A 16,523-nucleotide genomic window follows, 5' to 3' on the forward strand; every position below is an offset into this window, starting at 1 on the left:
GGCGCCTTGTTATCTGCTAAGCACTGCTTTAAAGTTGTTAGCGCCAGGATGGCACAAGGAAAAAAAGGACGTCGGGGTAACCGATTATCGCCAGTGCGCGCGATAACTCGCAGGATAACAAGAGACGACTATGAATCGTTCATCACGAGGATTCGGATTAACGGGGGTAGCGTTAGCTGTAATATTCATGATCATTACAGCGGTGTTTAGTTCTTCGGCAAGTGCCGAAGCCATAACAGACCAGGCTATCAACCAATCCACCAAATAATATTAATTTCTTTTGCGTGCAGCTGGAGGCTTATTTGACGCTCCAGGTAGTCTGCACGCACTGAAATTATCTTCTGCGATTTCTTTCCCGATTAATCAGCTTTTGTTCAGGATGTTTTTTCAAAAGGACATAAGTAGCGCCACGACCACCGTGCGCGGGCTGTGCTGTATGGTAGGCAATAACCTCTTCAAGCTCTCCTAGCCAATGTTTTAGATAGCTTTTTTTAAGCGCCGGAAAGGGTTTGCTTTGTTCCCCGGTACCATGCTGAACTAAAATGGTTCTTACCCCTTTGCTATGACTTTTCACAATACACTGATACAACGCATCGCGTGACTGTTCAACAGTCAATCCTTTAAGCGATAACCGTGTTTCAATAGCGTATTTACCCATTCGCAAGCTTTTAAATACGCCATCCTGAATACCTGGCTGCTGATAACTTAAAAAATCATCCGGCGCCACCGGTTTGACGCCCTCCAAACTCAACGGATTAGTTATTTGGTTAAACGCAGGTCTGTTCGCCGCGCGCTGTTGTTTAGCGGCAAGGCGCTGGGCAGGAGAGTAACAATGGATTTTGTCGTCAGCCTGTAAGGGAGTGACATCGCCAATTTCATCCAGAAACACGTGCATGTCATCATTATCCTGGTACTGCATAATGGACCTCTCGAACGCTGGGAATACAACACCACAATACATAGTAAAGGTAGAACCGACTGTGGGTGCATTGTTTTTAACTATACGTGGCTCCGCGTTAACGGACATTCGCTATGTATACTACTTTGGCGCTAACCTTGTTTATTGTAGCGGCTGTGCTTAGCGGGTATACATTAAAAATAATTAAACGACTATGACATAGTGATAGAAGCTGCGATAGCAGCAATGGTTGATGATAAGTGGCGTCCCCACCGCGACTCGAACGCAGATCTAAAACTTAGGAGGTTCTTGTTTTATCCAGTTAAACTATGGGGACTGACCAGCGCATTATAACGAGTTCGCGCGTAAGGTGAAGCCCTTACCGCTTCGCAACGTAATCATTTGGCTGAATATTTATCAACAAACCATCATTAGCCGCCGTTACCGTCGCAGAATTAGCATAAGCGGCCGTCACCTTCACTTTAACCGGATAAAGATTGTATTGCACGTAGGATTGGCCGAAAGGGTCATTGACCTGGCTGGTCTGGTATAAAAATAATTCATCGCCTACCTGAAGGCCCTGGGCCCGGCCTAATGATACCTGTAACTGATTACCGGCTACCTGCAATACTCTGCCTGTGGCGGGCTGACAGGCCAGCGTGGCATCCACATCAGCCACAATGGCGGCCAGTTGGTTGTCGATAGCTGTACCATAGGCAGAGCGCCAGAAACGGTCACCGGCCACATCTAACTGCGCAACCCGGTCAAATTCCCATGGGGCCGTTATCTGGTAAACTTTATCCAATAACGCGCCACCGTGCATTCCATCCAGTAACGATATGGCCACAGAAAATTGCCGCGAAGCGCTACCATCCGACCAGAAGGCTAATGCAGATGCTGGTGTTCGCTCTACGCCTAAATCGATAATGGTGGCCCCTAAGACATACTGAGTATTGTGCTGGCGGGCTAGCGCGGGGGCTTGTTCAATCACCGTTTGTTGGTACCAGTTGGTACTATAAGGCGCAATGGCTTGAATACCCACGGTGGATGAGTGACGTGCAAAGTGCTGCTGTAAGTGGCGGGGCAAAACGTGGGTTAATTTTTGTAGTTGCCCGTCCAGTGCCTGTTGAGGATACTGGATAGGAAAATAGGTGGTAACCAGGGTTTTTTGAAACCCGGCCGCCGCACACTGCTCGGCCTGGGCAAATATGTCGGCCCTGATGCGCACAGTGACATAGTCTTCATGCCATATTTCATCAACTAATTCGAGCTGGTTTACTTCACCGTTAGCCTGAATGCTAAACTCTTGCGGTTGCAATAATCCATTTACCAAGGTTTGCACGCTATGGACGGAAGCGCCTGCAAACATCAACGCTTGTTTAAGCGCTTCTTCCGTTGCCAGGCGTCTGGCCTCGCTTCGTTCAACCCCGGCTACCAACGCCTGGCCTTGGGCTTCAAACCAAGCGGCATATGTTTGCCCCATTGGTATAATCAATAGCGCAGCCATGGCAATAGCCCACCGGGTACACGATAGCCGAAGCGGTTCTGCATTAAACGTATAACGTGTGAATGTGTTGAAAAAGCTCATAGGTATGCCCAATAGGTGTCAGATTATTGCCTCTCGCTGGCTACCTTGCACGTTTTGTTCCTATTTAGCGCATCCCATAACAATACACTGGACATATGAATAAATGGGCATGTTACTTGCTGGGTAACTTACCAGATAGCAGCGGTGAAACAGCAAACAGCGAACATTGCACGGCAATGGCTAGCAATGCGTCAAAAACGCGTCGTCCGGATAGCGATGAAACAAATCGGGCGGCATGCGCTAACCCTGTTTGGAACAAAAATTTACGTGGTAGATAATAATGAATATCAAACACAAGCTTACCCTGGCGGTATTATTAACCGCCGGCCTTGGTTCTGGCTGTACCTCTTTGTTTGACAAACATGTAGAGTGGGAAACCGTAGAACCTGCCAGTTACCCGGTGCTTAAAGCAGTAGGGTATGCCCCGGTAAACGCACAGGCTGGTGCAACCGAAACAGAGCGCACCTTGATGGCGATGAGAGCGTCTAAACTGGATGCTTACCGTGAGTTAACCGAGCAGGTTTACGGCCAGCGTATCAGTGGTGAACAGTCCGTTGCCAATATGGTGGTGGCGAACAGCCAGTTAAAAAGTTCGGTAGAAGGGGTGATTCGCGGGGCCAAAGTCGTCAAGGCTTATCCTGTAGGAGAAGATACGTACGTCACTGAGCTGGAGCTGGATATGCAGCGAGTATACGATATCTACCTGACTACGGCTAAACCTAAACGGGTTCGCGACGTAACCTACTATTGATGGTGGAGCCTATTGATGGCGAAACAGTTTATGCTTGAACACCCGTGCCGGAACGGCCGGAATTAGGTTTACCACTTTTATCGTAGGTTAGCGATTCTTTGGCTCTGACTTCCAGCATAAGATTGCGTAAATGGGTCAGTCTTAACTGGCCTTGTTCCACGGCACGCTGGTTTATCTGGGTTTGATACTGGCATTGTTCCAGCAGTTTTCGAGCTTGTTCAATTAATGGTGCGGCAGCAGCAGGGGCTGCATCGCCGACCATTTGAATCTGGTAGTTTTTCTGGAGGTGGCTATCCGTTTCCTGGATAAGTTCAAGGGTCTGTTCCTTATCACGCAATAATTTCATTAATGCTTCGGCATTGCGTGAACTTATCAGGTGCAGTTCTTTATCAAGCAGGCTGGCCAGCGTTTCCAAATGGGTAATCTGCTTTTCCAACACTGATTGAAGAGACTGCATATATTAATCCTATGATTTTAAGCCGAACACCTGTGATTCCAGCTGCGCAATTTTGCGCGCTAATGACTCAGGGTCAACGCGGTAATCACCGCTCTGCACAGCTTTTTTAAGTTTATCTACTTTTTCCTGATCAACAGGCGCTTCAGCACTTTTCTTTTGCACTTGAGATAACTGTTGGGCAGACTGTGTCAATGATACTGAATCCTGTCGTGGTGCAGTAGCAGCCTGAGTTTTAGCCGCCGCTTCGCGTTGCACCGCAGTTTGATTCTGCTGTTGCTGCTGCGTACCGATTTTTGTGTTGTCTAATGGCGGTTTATTAACCCCATTATTGTTTACATTGTTAAATGCCATAATTAAATTCCACTACCTTTATTACACCTCAATAGGGTTATCGGCAATCTATAAAGGTTCTTTAGCGGTATTTTACACAAAATTAGCCGGCGAGCCTATCAAAGTCTGACTATTACTTCATCAGTTCCAGCCACCTCCGCCACCACGGTTTTACGCGAGCTACTATTGGTCACTTTGATCGTTTCACCAATCACCCCATCTTGCTGTGCGATGCCTGAGGTTTTTACCTGCATTCCACCGACCTGGGCACGAATAGTGATGCGATCTCCCTTACAAATAAAGCATAGCATATTGGCCTGAATGGGCTGCCCCCGGCGGACCCGATGTTTCATTCGGGCTCCCAGTAATGCTTCCACGCTGTGATAAGCCGTATGGCGTAGCTGGTTCGTTTCAACCTGCGCTACCGATAAATTGTCTGCGCCTAATACCGTGCCGGGGCTGATCATACTCGCGGTCACCACCACCGGCTGGGTGCGCAATACTTTGGCATTAGCAAATAAATACCATTGATTGTTATTGCAACTTACCCGCACAGATATGTAGGACTGGCCCAGCGCTTGTTCGTCTGCATAGTAAGCAAAGCCGGCGGCGCAGTCAGGAATTCGGATTCGTTCGTCTATATCGGCCACTTCAATGGTTATTTGAGTTAGCGACGAAGCAGCATCAAATTGACTTTCAAGGTACTTTTGCACCCCGCGCTGGACAACCTGATGATTACTGCTATCTTTCTTTGCAGTTGTGTCAGGCCCGTTTTTTTCGGTTGGCGACGCTGCCTGCCAGGCAAACACATTAGTGCTTAACGTGCAGGCGATTAGCAAGGCGAACAGTTTCCTCAGCATCAAAAACGATCCGGGGCGATAAAAAGCGCCTGATATTGCGTACATATTTTCATGTTCGTTTGTGCTCATGTTGTCTATGCTTAGTAGAGTAGCGTATGCGGCGAAATACGGTGTCACTTTTTTGGCGATTTCAATCCGTGTTTCGTTGTGGCAGTCTAAACGCAATGTTCATGCCCGATTTTTATTTATTTTGAGGTGATGTATGTCTGGTATTCTCGATTCGGTCAACCAACGTACCCAGTTGGTAGGGCAAAACCGACTGGAGCTGTTGCTGTTTCGCTTAAATGGACGCCAACGTTTCGGGATCAATGTATTTAAAGTACGCGAAGTGCTGCAATGCCCGCCATTGACCTCTATTCCCAAACTTAACGCCTTGGTGCGCGGCGTAGCCCATATCCGCGGCCAGACGATTTCTGTTATCGATTTAAGTATGGCCACCGGTGGGCGTAAAATAGAGAACTTGGAAAACGCTTTCATTGTTATTGCAGAGTACAACCGCTCAGTACAGGGCTTTTTGGTAGGTGCGGTCGAACGCATTATCAATACTAACTGGGACGCCATTATGCCGCCCCCGCAAGGCACCGGCCGCGCCAGCTATCTGACAGCAGTGACGGAAATGGATAACGAGCTGATAGAAATTCTGGATGTCGAGAAAATCCTGAATGAAATTTCGCCACTAAACGCAGAGGTCAGCGCAGAGGTAGCCTCTTCATTGACCGTAACCGGTAGCGAAAATAAAATTATCTTTATCGCTGATGATTCGTCGGTTGCCCGTAGCCAGGTGAAAAAAGCGTTGACGACCCTGGGCCTTGAAATAGAAGTGGCAAAAAATGGCCTTGAGGCGCTCAAGCGGCTTAAAGAAATTGCAGCCGAGACAGGTGATGTTACCGATCGGGTAGGTGTTTTGGTTTCAGATATTGAGATGCCGGAAATGGATGGCTACACGCTGACCGCTGAAATTAAAAATACGCCGGAGCTACAAAAACTGCATGTGGTATTACATACCTCCTTAAGCGGCGTATTTAACCAGGCCATGGTGAAAAAAGTGGGGGCCGACGACTTTATCGCTAAGTTTCACCCTGACGAGCTGGCTACGGCGGTACAAAAATGGTTGGTGGAAGCGTAGTGGAGCCTGCTGCAGTTGAAAGTTAAAGACGTTTCGCCCCAGCGCTATCAGCAGTTCGGACAGTTTCTAGAGCAACAGTGCGGTATTGTGCTGGGCGACAACAAGCAATATCTGGTGCGTAGTCGATTGTCGCCTTTGCTATATCAGTACGAATACAATGCTATTGACGATTTGATTGCAGCCACTATCGCGAATAGTAATCGGGCGCTATTGCAAAGTGTCATTGATGCTATGACCACGAATGAGACGTTGTGGTTTCGGGATAGTTATCCGTTCGATATGCTCAAGCAATCCTTACTTCCCAGTTTGGCGACCAAAAATAAACGTATTCGTATCTGGAGTGCGGCTTGCTCGTCAGGCCAGGAGCCCTATTCCATTGCAATGTCGGTACTAGAGTATCAGCGGCAAAAACCTGGCGCCTTTGCGCAAGGGGTAGAAATAGTGGCCACCGATTTGTCGGCCAATATGCTAAGCCGCTGTGAATCCGGCTTATATGACGAACTATCTCTTGCCCGCGGGCTTTCTGCTGCGCGCCGAGAGCAGTTTTTTACGCCTCATTCTAGTGGTCAGATGCAGGTGATTGCCCCGGTCAGGCGTATGGTAAGTTTTCGCTCGCTCAATCTGTTACACAGCTATGCCGGTCAGGGCCGTCTGGACATTGTATTTTGTCGCAATGTGTTAATTTACTTCGCGCCGGAAATTAAACAGCGCATCCTGCAACAAATTGCCGCCCAGCTGCAACCCGGCGGCATTCTTTTCCTCGGCGCGTCAGAATCCATTGGGGCTGCCAGCGAGTTATTCACTATGGAAAAGTGCCCACCCGGGCTCTATTACCAACGAAAATCCTGAAAATTCAACACCTTCATTGACGTCAAAAAAACATTGGCACCTCATTTGCAGTATTCAGCCTGTAAATGAGGAGTGTCAAATATGGCCATCAATCTGAACAAGCTTGTCGGCTTTCATCATCAAGCGGTAAACATACGCGAAGATCGAATGGAAGTGATTGCCGGTAATCTGGCAAATGCTAATACGCCCGGCTACAAAGCAAAAGACATCGATTTCAAACAAGCCATGGCGTCAGCGCAGGGTAACCAGCAATCGTCAATGGTCCGCACCCACGATAAGCATATTGGTGGTACAGCCTCGGCCAGTCCGTTTGATTTGCAATTTCGTATTCCCAGCCAGCCGGATACCGGCGATGGCAATACGGTGGAAGTGCAAACCGAGCGTAACGCATTTTTGGAAAACGGTATGCGCTATCAGGCCTCCTTACAATTTTTAGACAGCAAGCTTAAAGGCATGAAGAAAGCATTAAGTGGAGGGCAGGGTTAATGAGTTTATTTAATGTCATGAATATTTCCAGCACCGGCATGGAAGCGGAAAACCTGCGCCTGAATACCACAGCCAGTAATATTGCCAATGCTAATACGGTCAGCAGTAGTGCTGGCGAAACGTATAAAGCCCGGTATCCGGTATTTTCAGCAGAATTACAAAAAGCCACTGACTACCAGAGCAAAGGGGTCGGGGTTGAAGTGAAAGGGGTGGTAGAGAGCGATGCGCCACTGAATGTGGAGTATGCCCCTAATAATCCCATGGCCGATAGAGACGGCTACATATATAAGCCCAATGTAAACATTGTCGAAGAGATGGCTAACATGCTATCCGCGTCGAAATCGTACGAGACCAATGTGCAAGTGGCAGATACCACCAAACAGCTGTACCGCCGGGTACTGCAGCTTGGTCAGGGCCAGTAGTAGGTTAACAAGGAACCGCACGTGAACACGATTAATAATAACGGGTTGATGACCGACCTTTACTGGCAGGAAGAAGAAGTCAAGGTAGCTGACGGCAGCGAGCAAAAACTGTCGCAGGAAGATTTCTTTTCGTTGCTGACAGAACAGCTGGCCCACCAGGATCCCACCAAACCGGTGGACAACGATCAGATGGTTGCCCAGATGACGTCATTCTCGATGGCGGAGGGGATAACCGATCTTAATGAACGGTTTGAAAACTTCGCCGCTTCAATGACATCCAACCAAGCGCTGCAGGCCTCCAGCTTAATAGGCCAGAATGTTTTAGTGGAAGGTAACGTAGGTTACATGGGCGCCGAGGGTGCGGGGTTTAGCGGTGTAGTGGTAAACGACCAAAGCGTACAAGATATGAAAATCACCATTTCAAACCAATATGGCGAGATAGTGAAAACCATTGACGCGGGTACGCAGCCTGCCGGTAACGTGCAGTTTGAATGGGACGGTAACGACGCCAATGGTAATCCCCTGGCCGCCGGTCAGTATGTGGTTAATGCCACGGGAAGCGCCAACGGCGAAGGGGTAGCCATTGCTACCGCGGTGAACCGTCATGTAGGTAGTGTCAGCCTGGCCGGAAGTGGGCAGGGCGTAATTTTAAATTTGGATGGTGATGTGAGTATCAGTCTTGATGACGTCATCCAGATCGGCAGTTAGCAGGAGAAGTGAAAAATGTCTTTTAACATTGCACTAAGTGGTGTTTCCGCCGCGCAAAAAGATTTGGATGTTACTGCAAACAACATCGCCAACGTTAACACAGTTGGATTTAAAGAGTCGCGGGCAGAGTTTGGTGATGTGTATGCATCGTCCTTATTAGCCGGTGGTAAAACCAAAGTGGGTGACGGGGTTTTGACTCAGGAAGTTGCCCAGCAGTTTTCCCAGGGTAGTTTGCAATTTACCAATACCGCACTGGATTTAGCGATTACCGGTAACGGTTTTTTTGCCACTGTACCTGAAATTACCTCGCGGGATTTCTCGTTTACCCGCGCGGGTCAGTTTAAGCTTGATGAAGATAATTTTGTGGTCAACAGTAATGGCGATAACCTGTTGGGTTTTCCGGTTAACAATGATGGCACCAGTGCCTCGGTTGCTCTGAGTACGACCGAGCCGGTACGCATTCCGGACTCGTCTGGCTCGCCGCAGCAAACCAGCGAAGTTGATCTTCGGATGAACTTGCCGGCCAGCGATACCGCGCTAGACCCTGCCGCCTTTGATCCAGATGATCCGCTGACTTATAACGCGGCAACCTCGGTGACTGTTTACGACTCACTGGGTGATAGCCATGTAATGACCTACTACTTTATCAAAGATAGCGATCCGGCAGTGGATAATGAATGGTATGTGGCAACATCAGTGGACGACAATCTGGTTGATATGACCAACTCAGACGGCACCGACTCAGATCCATCGTTAGCGCTGAACTCGGTAGGCGGGAATACCGGTAATCATGTTTCCGCGGCAAAACTAAAATTTAGCGCGGGGGGCGATTTTGAAGGAATTGAATCTCCAGATGGCGTACAACGCGCAGATTTTAAAATACAAACTGAAGCTTTAGGCGCCACTGTTTTGACAAATGGCTCGGATGACTCCCAGCAAATCACCATTGACTTCAATCTTGACCCAAATAACGCGACGCCTAATGAGCCTACGCAATTTGCATCTTCTTTTGAAGTAACGTCACTTGAGCAGGATGGCTTGCCAGTGGGACGATTGACTGGCATCGACATCGGGCCTGATGGTTTGGTGCGGGCTACCTTTTCCAACGGCACCTCTGAGCCGATTGTGCGGGTGGCACTGGTGCGCTTTGCCAATGAGCAGGGCTTAACTCAGGAAAGCAGTACGCAATGGAAAGAAAGTATTGAATCAGGCGAAGCGCTGGCGGGGGAGGCAACCACCGGCACCTTTGGAGAGATTAATTCGTCGGCGTTAGAGCAAGCCAACGTTAACCTGACCACAGAGCTTATTGACCTTATCATTGCCCAGCGTAATTTCCAGGCAAACTCTCGGGCGCTTGAGGTAAATAACCAGCTTAACCAAACCATTTTGAATATTCGATAATACGTCACACCACCGCCCTAGGGCCGCGTCATGCGGCCCTTTTATTATTTCCAGGCACTGGTTTTATCCTGCCATCCTTATACTTCTTTCTGTTATCTGATGTTTTTTAGCCTGTTGGCACTGCCCTTGCAATACCTAAGGTATTAGTCCAATAAAACGTCAAAAGTCAGTCATGGATAAACTTCTGTATATCGCTGCAAGCGGCGCCAAGCAAGACCTTCTTGCCACAGGTGTACGCGCCAATAATCTGGCTAATGCCCAGACTACTGGTTTTAAAGCTCAGCTTGAACAAGCCCGAAGTATGCCGGCCTACGGCGAAGGTTTGCCGACCCGGGTATTTTCAATGACCGAAAGTCCCTCAAACAATTATGAAGGTGGCGCCATGGTGCAAACCGGCCGGGCACTGGATGTAGCTGTTCAAGGGGATGGCTGGTTTGCCTTGCAGGATGTAAATGGTCAGGAAGCAATGTCGCGCGACGGCAGTTTTCAAATGGGCGCTGACGGGGTTTTGACGGATATGCATGGCAACACAGTGTTAGGTGATAACGGGCCAATTTATTTGCCCGTGCCATTGGATAATTTGAATATAGCTATGGACGGCACTATCTCGGTTCGCCCGGTAGGCGCCCCGGAAAATGTATCGCAGGAGATTGGCCGGCTCAAACTGGTTAATCCTTCTTTAGACAGCATTGAGCGCGGCAGCGATGGTCTGTTTCGCAGCAAAGACGGCAGCATTCCGTTTGCCGACCCCAACGTGCACGTCCGTTCAGGCATGGTAGAAGGCTCGAACGTCAACGCGGTGGATGAAATGGTGAATATGATCAGCTTGCAGCGTCACTACGAGATGCAAATTAAGTTGATGAAACAAGCTGACGAATTATCAACGCGCGGTAACGCGCTGCTGAGAATCCTTTAATTAAATAATACACCAGCCTTTGATTTAAGGTTGAGGAGTACGTTATGCACCCAGCATTATGGATAAGTAAAACCGGCCTGGATGCTGCCCAAACTGATGTGGCAGTTGTATCGAATAACCTGGCGAACGCCTCGACAGTAGGCTTTAAAAAAGATCGTGCGGTATTTGAAGATTTACTTTATCAAAATATTAACCAGCCGGGTGGTCGCTCTTCAGCCGATACTGAACGCCCTTCGGGCTTGATGCTGGGTGCAGGTTCCAAGGTGGTTGCCACGCAAAAGGCTCATACGCAGGGTAACTTGCTGACTACCGAAAACTCGCTGGATATGTCTATTCAGGGCAAAGGGTATTTTGAAATATTACAGCCCGACGGCTCTATCGCTTATACCCGTAATGGTCAGTTTACGCTAAACGATCAGGGCCAGATTGTCACCTCAGGGGCGGGCTTTTTATTACAGCCAGAGATAACCGTGCCAGAAGATGCCCAGCAAATCTCTATTTCCCAGGATGGCGAAGTCTCGGTAACTACTCGCGGGGAAGCCGAAAATCAGGTGCTGGGTCAGATTAATGTGTCCGATTTTATCAACCCTACCGGTTTGCAGCCGATTGGACAGAACTTGTTTGTTGAAACCGCTTCAAGTGGAACACCTATTCAGGGTATCCCTGGCTTACAGGGGCTAGGCACGCTCTCTCAAGGGACCCTGGAAACCTCGAATGTGAATGTCACCGAAGAACTGGTGAACCTGATTGAAAGTCAGCGTCTTTATGAGATGAATTCGAAAGTAATTTCATCGGTTGACCAAATGCTTGGTCAGGTTATTCAGCAGCTATAGCAGGTAACAGTATGCGTCGTCTCTTGTCCGTTTTATGTGTGGTATTGCTGGCTGGCTGTAATAGTACGCCGGCTCCTCCTGTGGAAGCCAACGATCCGTCTTTTGCTCCGGTAGTGCCAGATATTCCACGCGAACACATAGCTGAAGACGGCGCCCTGTTTCGTCCCTACATGGCGAATAGTTTGTATTCTGACGTCACTGCGCGCCGGGTGGGCGACATTATCACGGTGTCATTGGAAGAAAATACCAATGCCACTAAGTCTGCCGGCACCACCACTTCGAAAGAAACCGGTATAGAAGTTGCCCCGATTACCGGGCTGGGTGGGCAAGCGATTAATATTGGCGGGCAGTCTATTCAGTTAGGGGTTAATTCATCAAACGATTTCTCAGGCGATGCACAGGCTAACCAGCGCAACAGTTTAAGCGGGGCCATTTCAGTTACTGTAGTGGATGTGTTACCGAATCAAAATCTGGTTATTCGCGGCGAAAAGTGGCTGACATTAAATCAGGGTGATGAATATATCCGTCTTACCGGAATTATCCGGCCCGCCGATATCAGCCCGGAAAATGAAATTGTCTCGACCAAAGTAGCTAACGCACGCATTCAGTATAGCGGCACCGGGACGTTTGCCCGGGCCCAGGAAAAAGGCTGGTTGACCCAGTTCTTTGCCTCTTCACTGTGGCCGTTTTAAGGAACCCTCATGAAAGCGATAAAAGCAGTATTGCTTACCTTGTGTCTGACCATTACGAGCCAGCCACAAGCCCAGAGAATTAAAGATGTCGCCAGTATTCAGGGGGTGCGGGCCAATCAGTTAATTGGTTATGGTCTGGTAGTGGGGTTGCCCGGAACCGGCGAGCAAAGCCCGTTCACCGAACAAAGCTTTCGTACCATGCTAACCAATTTTGGGATTAGCCTGGACCCAAATACCAAACCGAAAATAAAAAACGTGGCAGCTGTAGCCGTTCACGCAGAGCTGCCTCCCTTTACCAAGCCCGGACAGCGCATCGATATCACCGTATCGTCGGTAGGAGAAGCGAGCAGCCTACAAGGTGGGACATTGTTGCAGACATTCCTTAAAGGGGTAGATGGCAACGTCTACGCTGTTGCTCAGGGAAGCCTGATAGTAAATGGTTTCGGCGCACAGGGGTTGGATGGTTCCAAAATTGTTATTAACACCCCCACCGTAGGCCGTATTCCTAATGGCGCTTTAGTTGAGCAGTCTGTGCCTTCTGGTTTCGCTAATGGTGATACCTTGACATTGAACTTACACTATCCTGATTTTTCTACCGCGAAACGTCTGGCGGATACCATCAATGAGCGCCTTGGTGCCCAGCCAGAAAAAGGGTATAGCATTGCCACCCCATTAGATGCAGCCTCAGTCCGGGTTTCAGCGCCACGTGATGTTGGCCAGCGTGTAGGCTTTTTGGCCACGCTGGAAAACTTTGAGTTTGAACCTGGTCAGGCCCCTGCCAGAGTCGTTATTAACAGCCGTACCGGGACAATTGTCATCGGCCAGGATGTACGCTTATTGCCGGCCGCCATCACCCATGGCGGGTTAACAGTAACCATTGCTGAAAACCAGCAGGTTTCCCAACCCAATGCATTAGGGCAGGGCGATACCGTTGTCACTACCCAGTCTATTGTGGATGTCGACCTGGCTGATAGCCGCATGTTTAAATTTGAACCTGGGGTCACGCTGGACCAACTGGTGCGTGCGGTAAACGAAGTGGGCGCAGCGCCCGGTGACTTAATGGCGATTTTAGAAGCACTACGTCAGGCGGGCGCCTTACGCGGCGAGTTGGTGGTGATCTAATGGATACAATGCAAACCCGCAGTCAGCTAGAAATGGCCAGAAATGCAAATGATTTGGGCAGTCTTAATTCATTGCGTGAAGCTATCGCCAATGGTGAAGATGAACAGGCACTGCAGGAAACCGCGCAACAGTTTGAAGCCATCTTTGTACAAATGATGCTTAAATCAATGCGTAAGGCGCAAGATGCTCTGGCTGATGAAAATAGCCCGTTTAATTCCGAGCAGGTTAAGTTTTATCGCGACATGCATGACCAGCAGTTGGCTGTGGATTTAACCTCCAACGGGGGGATGGGCCTAGCCGATATCATCGTCAAACAGTTGGGACAAAACAATCCGGATTATACTCCTGCCAGTGCCATTCGTGCTGACGGCAATCTGTCATCTATTAATCTGCAGGTAAAACAGCAGGTCGCCAGCGCACGAGAGTCTGTGCTTGCGTCAGCGAGCAAAGGTACACCATCAGCTTATAAAGCCCCGTTGTTCGAGTCTCGTGAAGCCTTTGTTGAAGCCCTTTACCCTCACGCAGAAAATGCCGCACGCGAGATTGGTGCTGATCCTAAAGCGATCATCGCCCAGGCTGCAGTGGAAACCGGCTGGGGGCAATATGTGATTCACGATGGAGAAGGTACGCCGTCGTACAATTTATTCGGCATAAAAGCGAACCACCAGTGGCAGGGCAAACAAGCTGTGGTGGATACCGTGGAATATAGCCAGGGTATTGCCAGCAAGCAGAAAGCAGGTTTTCGGGCCTACGATTCTATCGAAGCGTCAATCAACGACTATGTTGATTTTATTCGCTCGGGCGCGCGCTATCAGCAGGCGGTGGACAACAGCCATAACCCGCAGGCCTATTATCAGTCGCTGCAACAAGCAGGCTACGCCACTGATCCGGCATATGCTAACAAGCTAATGGCCGTTTATCAGGGGTCTACCCTGTCCCAGTACAACCCGTAGCGTGCGTTTGAAGGACTAAGCAAATGATTCGCAATGTTGATTTATTCTCTATCGCCAGTAGCGGGGTTAACGCTAGCAATAAGTTACTGCAAACTACCAGTAACAATATTGCTAATGTCAATACCGATGGATATGTACGGGAGCGCACGGTTTTTAGCAACTCGCTGCTTGAAGGCGTGGGGCAGGGGACCACTGAGCGGGTTATTGATGTTTTCGCGCAAAACCAATTGCGCCGCGACACCACCTCAGTAGGGGAGCTGGAAACCTTCACCCAGAAAACCAGCATGATTGACAATCTGCTGGCCAGCGAAGCCAATTCTATTTCGACTGGATTGAGTAAATTTTTTGCCTCGGTACAAACCGCTGCTGATGATCCAACAAATTTAGCGTCCCGGGAAAGTGTGTTGGGTGAAGCCGAAGCGTTGCTCCGGCGCATGGGCACCGTATCAGAATACATGGAGTCCATTGAGGACGAGCTTAACCTGGAATTTGATTCGCAGGTAAAGCAGGCAAACAGCCTGATAGCCAATATTGGGGAACTGAATAAGGCAATTCTGAAAAATCAGAATACTGCCCAGGGCGAACCCAGCGGCTTACTTAACCAGCGCGACAAAGCCATCAATGAACTGGCAGAGATGATGGCGATTGAAGTGCGGACCAACGCCAATGGTACGAAAGGGGTTAACCTGAGCAGTGGCGAATCTTTGGTTTTGGAAAATGGCGGCTTCAATCTGTTAGAACTTACTTCCGGTCCCGACACCACCGAAAAGCAGCTGGAACTGGGCTTTAATATTCAAAACGGTGTGCCACAAGCATCGGTACAGATCACTGAAGATAAGTTGGGTGGCAGCCTGGGTGGTTTATTCCGCTTTCGAAACGAAGTTCTGGGCGCGGCACAGCGAGACGTTGGACAGATGGCAGTGGCCATGGCGGATGCCGTTAATACCCAAAATAAACTGGGTATGGATTTAGACATGCAGCTGGGCGGTAATATCTTTACCCTGTCGGAGGTGCCGGGCATTGGTTACCCCGATAATAGCGATACTACGCTGGAGTTGAGTGCACAGTTTACCGAAGGCAAAGGAAATCAGGTTACCGATGCGGATTACCAGATAGCAGTAAACTCAGTGGATGCATCGGGCAACCCAGTGAGTATTACCCTGACTATGCTAAATAGCGACGGTACGCCTAAAAGCCTTGATAGTAGCGGAAATCCCGTAACCTCTGGGCCGATTACAGTAAATACGGCTGGCAATACCGCGTTGCCCGGTGGGATTGAGGTAAGCTTTGATAGTGCTGGCGGCTATGCCGCAGATGATTTATTTTTAGTTCAGCCAACCAAAACCATTGCAGCTGATATTACGCTGGCAACCAATCGGCCTGAAGACTTTGCCTTTGCCGCCCCGGTTAGAGCGCAAGCTGACAGCAGCAATCTAGGCGACGCCACGGTGAAGTCGGTCGCAATAAATGATACCGAAACCGGCCAAACACCCGCTACCACCGCGTTTGATGGAGCGGGTGGGCTAACTGCCACACCGGATGCAGTGTACAGCGCGCCGGTGCAGATCGTTTTTACCAGTGCCAGCGAGTTTGCAGTTTATGACGGGATAAATGCTGCCCCCATTGCGACTGTCACGGGTGTGACGGATTATAATAATTTGCTTGAGCAGGCGTCTGCGACGGTGGGCTGGCCGTTTCCGGCAGGTTCTGACTATCCAGGCTATGATATTAGTCTGGAAGGTTTACCGGTAGCCGGAGACAGCTTTGCTATTAGCTATAACACCGATGGTATTAATGATAATACTAACGCCAGAAAGTTGGCTGAACTACAACAGGCATCACTGGTACAATTAAGTAGCAATTCGACTAATCAGCAACGCACGCTACACGATTCTTTTTCGTCGCTGATTGGCCGGGTTGGTGAGAAGTCTGCCAATGCGGAAATATCATTACAGGCTGCTGAAGCGATGAAAGAGCAGTCCCAAAACTGGTTTGAGTCGGTATCTGGGGTAAGCCTGGATGAAGAAGCCGCGAACCTGATTCGATACCAACAGTCGTATGCCGCCGCGGCGCGGATTTTAAGTACCGCGCAGGAATTATTCGATACCATCTTGTCAGCAGCAAGGTAACA

19 protein-coding genes and 1 tRNA gene are annotated in these 16,523 nt (G+C 49.2%); 14 read left to right on the forward strand and 6 right to left on the reverse strand.

The window, feature by feature from the left end; genetic code table 11:
• Window positions 1-130: 130 nt before the first annotated feature.
• Window positions 131-268 carry a hypothetical protein gene (locus D0Y50_RS19465; protein WP_170145448.1) on the forward strand — a complete coding sequence of 46 codons (138 nt, stop codon included), beginning with the start codon at window positions 131-133 and terminating at the stop codon, window positions 266-268.
• Window positions 269-334: 66 nt separating this feature from the next.
• Here the strand turns inward: D0Y50_RS19465 and smrA are convergent, their stop codons facing one another.
• The 3 genes from smrA to D0Y50_RS04480 form a co-directional block, all read right to left on the reverse strand.
• A complete protein-coding gene (gene smrA, locus D0Y50_RS04470; protein WP_108567901.1) occupies window positions 335-919 on the reverse strand; it encodes a DNA endonuclease SmrA in 585 nt (194 codons plus the stop codon).
• 240 nt (window positions 920-1,159) lie between these two features.
• A tRNA-Arg gene (locus D0Y50_RS04475) sits at window positions 1,160-1,235 on the reverse strand.
• A gap of 42 nt (window positions 1,236-1,277) precedes the next feature.
• Window positions 1,278-2,486 carry a flagellar assembly protein T N-terminal domain-containing protein gene (locus D0Y50_RS04480; RefSeq protein ID WP_117315705.1) on the reverse strand — a complete coding sequence of 403 codons (1,209 nt, stop codon included), beginning with the start codon at window positions 2,484-2,486 and terminating at the stop codon, window positions 1,278-1,280.
• Window positions 2,487-2,766: 280 nt separating this feature from the next.
• Between D0Y50_RS04480 and D0Y50_RS04485 the strand changes: the two genes are divergently transcribed.
• Window positions 2,767-3,237, forward strand: coding sequence for an LPP20 family lipoprotein (locus D0Y50_RS04485; RefSeq protein WP_108567899.1), 471 nt, complete (start codon window positions 2,767-2,769; stop codon window positions 3,235-3,237).
• Window positions 3,238-3,265: 28 nt separating this feature from the next.
• Here the strand turns inward: D0Y50_RS04485 and flgN are convergent, their stop codons facing one another.
• The 3 genes from flgN to flgA all read right to left on the reverse strand — a co-directional run bounded on the left by flgN (window position 3,266) and on the right by flgA (window position 4,953).
• Window positions 3,266-3,694, reverse strand: coding sequence for a flagellar export chaperone FlgN (flgN, locus tag D0Y50_RS04490; RefSeq protein ID WP_108567898.1), 429 nt, complete (start codon window positions 3,692-3,694; stop codon window positions 3,266-3,268).
• 9 nt (window positions 3,695-3,703) lie between these two features.
• Window positions 3,704-4,045, reverse strand: a complete 342-nt coding sequence (flgM, locus tag D0Y50_RS04495) for a flagellar biosynthesis anti-sigma factor FlgM (protein ID WP_108567897.1) — start codon at window positions 4,043-4,045, stop codon at window positions 3,704-3,706.
• A gap of 98 nt (window positions 4,046-4,143) precedes the next feature.
• A complete protein-coding gene (gene flgA, locus D0Y50_RS04500; RefSeq protein ID WP_232366455.1) occupies window positions 4,144-4,953 on the reverse strand; it encodes a flagellar basal body P-ring formation chaperone FlgA in 810 nt (269 codons plus the stop codon).
• A 133-nt stretch (window positions 4,954-5,086) separates the two neighbouring features.
• Between flgA and D0Y50_RS04505 the strand changes: the two genes are divergently transcribed.
• From D0Y50_RS04505 to flgK, 12 genes are all read left to right on the forward strand, one after another.
• On the forward strand, window positions 5,087-6,010 hold the full coding sequence (locus D0Y50_RS04505) for a chemotaxis protein CheV (protein ID WP_108567896.1): 924 nt from the start codon (window positions 5,087-5,089) through the stop codon (window positions 6,008-6,010).
• 15 nt (window positions 6,011-6,025) lie between these two features.
• Window positions 6,026-6,859: a CheR family methyltransferase gene (locus D0Y50_RS04510; protein WP_117315707.1), complete on the forward strand. Its 834-nt coding sequence runs from the start codon at window positions 6,026-6,028 to the stop codon at window positions 6,857-6,859.
• 81 nt (window positions 6,860-6,940) lie between these two features.
• Window positions 6,941-7,345 carry a flagellar basal body rod protein FlgB gene (gene flgB / locus D0Y50_RS04515; RefSeq protein ID WP_108567894.1) on the forward strand — a complete coding sequence of 135 codons (405 nt, stop codon included), beginning with the start codon at window positions 6,941-6,943 and terminating at the stop codon, window positions 7,343-7,345.
• The gene (flgC, locus tag D0Y50_RS04520) at window positions 7,345-7,767 is read left to right on the forward strand and encodes a flagellar basal body rod protein FlgC (RefSeq protein ID WP_108567893.1); all 423 of its coding nucleotides are present in this window, start codon (window positions 7,345-7,347) and stop codon (window positions 7,765-7,767) included. Before flgB ends, flgC begins: the two co-directional genes overlap by 1 nt.
• Window positions 7,768-7,788: 21 nt before the next feature.
• Window positions 7,789-8,475, forward strand: coding sequence for a flagellar hook assembly protein FlgD (locus tag D0Y50_RS04525; RefSeq protein WP_108567892.1), 687 nt, complete (start codon window positions 7,789-7,791; stop codon window positions 8,473-8,475).
• A gap of 15 nt (window positions 8,476-8,490) precedes the next feature.
• Window positions 8,491-9,876 carry a flagellar hook protein FlgE gene (flgE, locus tag D0Y50_RS04530; protein ID WP_108567891.1) on the forward strand — a complete coding sequence of 462 codons (1,386 nt, stop codon included), beginning with the start codon at window positions 8,491-8,493 and terminating at the stop codon, window positions 9,874-9,876.
• Window positions 9,877-10,048: 172 nt separating this feature from the next.
• Entirely contained in the window at window positions 10,049-10,792 is a 744-nt protein-coding gene (locus D0Y50_RS04535) for a flagellar basal body rod protein FlgF (protein WP_117315709.1), read from the forward strand.
• Window positions 10,793-10,836: 44 nt separating this feature from the next.
• Entirely contained in the window at window positions 10,837-11,625 is a 789-nt protein-coding gene (gene flgG / locus D0Y50_RS04540; RefSeq protein WP_108567889.1) for a flagellar basal-body rod protein FlgG, read from the forward strand.
• Between the two features lie 11 nt (window positions 11,626-11,636).
• Window positions 11,637-12,317: a flagellar basal body L-ring protein FlgH gene (gene flgH / locus D0Y50_RS04545; RefSeq protein ID WP_108567888.1), complete on the forward strand. Its 681-nt coding sequence runs from the start codon at window positions 11,637-11,639 to the stop codon at window positions 12,315-12,317.
• A gap of 9 nt (window positions 12,318-12,326) precedes the next feature.
• Window positions 12,327-13,439, forward strand: coding sequence for a flagellar basal body P-ring protein FlgI (locus D0Y50_RS04550; protein WP_108567887.1), 1,113 nt, complete (start codon window positions 12,327-12,329; stop codon window positions 13,437-13,439).
• Window positions 13,439-14,392: a flagellar assembly peptidoglycan hydrolase FlgJ gene (gene flgJ, locus D0Y50_RS04555; RefSeq protein ID WP_108567886.1), complete on the forward strand. Its 954-nt coding sequence runs from the start codon at window positions 13,439-13,441 to the stop codon at window positions 14,390-14,392. Before D0Y50_RS04550 ends, flgJ begins: the two co-directional genes overlap by 1 nt.
• Window positions 14,393-14,415: 23 nt before the next feature.
• Window positions 14,416-16,521 carry a flagellar hook-associated protein FlgK gene (gene flgK / locus D0Y50_RS04560; RefSeq protein ID WP_170145449.1) on the forward strand — a complete coding sequence of 702 codons (2,106 nt, stop codon included), beginning with the start codon at window positions 14,416-14,418 and terminating at the stop codon, window positions 16,519-16,521.
• Window positions 16,522-16,523: the final 2 nt, after the last annotated feature.

Origin of the sequence: Salinimonas sediminis (genome assembly GCF_003429285.1) — a bacterium.
In the GTDB taxonomy this organism is placed as follows: Bacteria; Pseudomonadota; Gammaproteobacteria; order Enterobacterales; family Alteromonadaceae; genus Alteromonas; species Alteromonas indica.

Coding starts and splice junctions, on each gene's coding strand:
- D0Y50_RS04480 (WP_117315705.1), bottom strand. CDS start 2,486: ATGAGCTTTTTCAACACATTCACACGTTATACGTTTAATGCAGAACCG.
- flgA (WP_232366455.1), bottom strand. CDS start 4,953: ATGAGCACAAACGAACATGAAAATATGTACGCAATATCAGGCGCTTTT.
- flgC (WP_108567893.1), top strand. CDS start 7,345: ATGAGTTTATTTAATGTCATGAATATTTCCAGCACCGGCATGGAAGCG.
- smrA (WP_108567901.1), bottom strand. CDS start 919: ATGCAGTACCAGGATAATGATGACATGCACGTGTTTCTGGATGAAATT.
- flgG (WP_108567889.1), top strand. CDS start 10,837: ATGCACCCAGCATTATGGATAAGTAAAACCGGCCTGGATGCTGCCCAA.
- flgH (WP_108567888.1), top strand. CDS start 11,637: ATGCGTCGTCTCTTGTCCGTTTTATGTGTGGTATTGCTGGCTGGCTGT.
- flgE (WP_108567891.1), top strand. CDS start 8,491: ATGTCTTTTAACATTGCACTAAGTGGTGTTTCCGCCGCGCAAAAAGAT.
- D0Y50_RS04485 (WP_108567899.1), top strand. CDS start 2,767: ATGAATATCAAACACAAGCTTACCCTGGCGGTATTATTAACCGCCGGC.
- flgK (WP_170145449.1), top strand. CDS start 14,416: ATGATTCGCAATGTTGATTTATTCTCTATCGCCAGTAGCGGGGTTAAC.
- flgN (WP_108567898.1), bottom strand. CDS start 3,694: ATGCAGTCTCTTCAATCAGTGTTGGAAAAGCAGATTACCCATTTGGAA.
- D0Y50_RS04535 (WP_117315709.1), top strand. CDS start 10,049: ATGGATAAACTTCTGTATATCGCTGCAAGCGGCGCCAAGCAAGACCTT.
- flgM (WP_108567897.1), bottom strand. CDS start 4,045: ATGGCATTTAACAATGTAAACAATAATGGGGTTAATAAACCGCCATTA.
- D0Y50_RS04505 (WP_108567896.1), top strand. CDS start 5,087: ATGTCTGGTATTCTCGATTCGGTCAACCAACGTACCCAGTTGGTAGGG.
- flgJ (WP_108567886.1), top strand. CDS start 13,439: ATGGATACAATGCAAACCCGCAGTCAGCTAGAAATGGCCAGAAATGCA.
- D0Y50_RS04550 (WP_108567887.1), top strand. CDS start 12,327: ATGAAAGCGATAAAAGCAGTATTGCTTACCTTGTGTCTGACCATTACG.
- D0Y50_RS19465 (WP_170145448.1), top strand. CDS start 131: ATGAATCGTTCATCACGAGGATTCGGATTAACGGGGGTAGCGTTAGCT.
- flgB (WP_108567894.1), top strand. CDS start 6,941: ATGGCCATCAATCTGAACAAGCTTGTCGGCTTTCATCATCAAGCGGTA.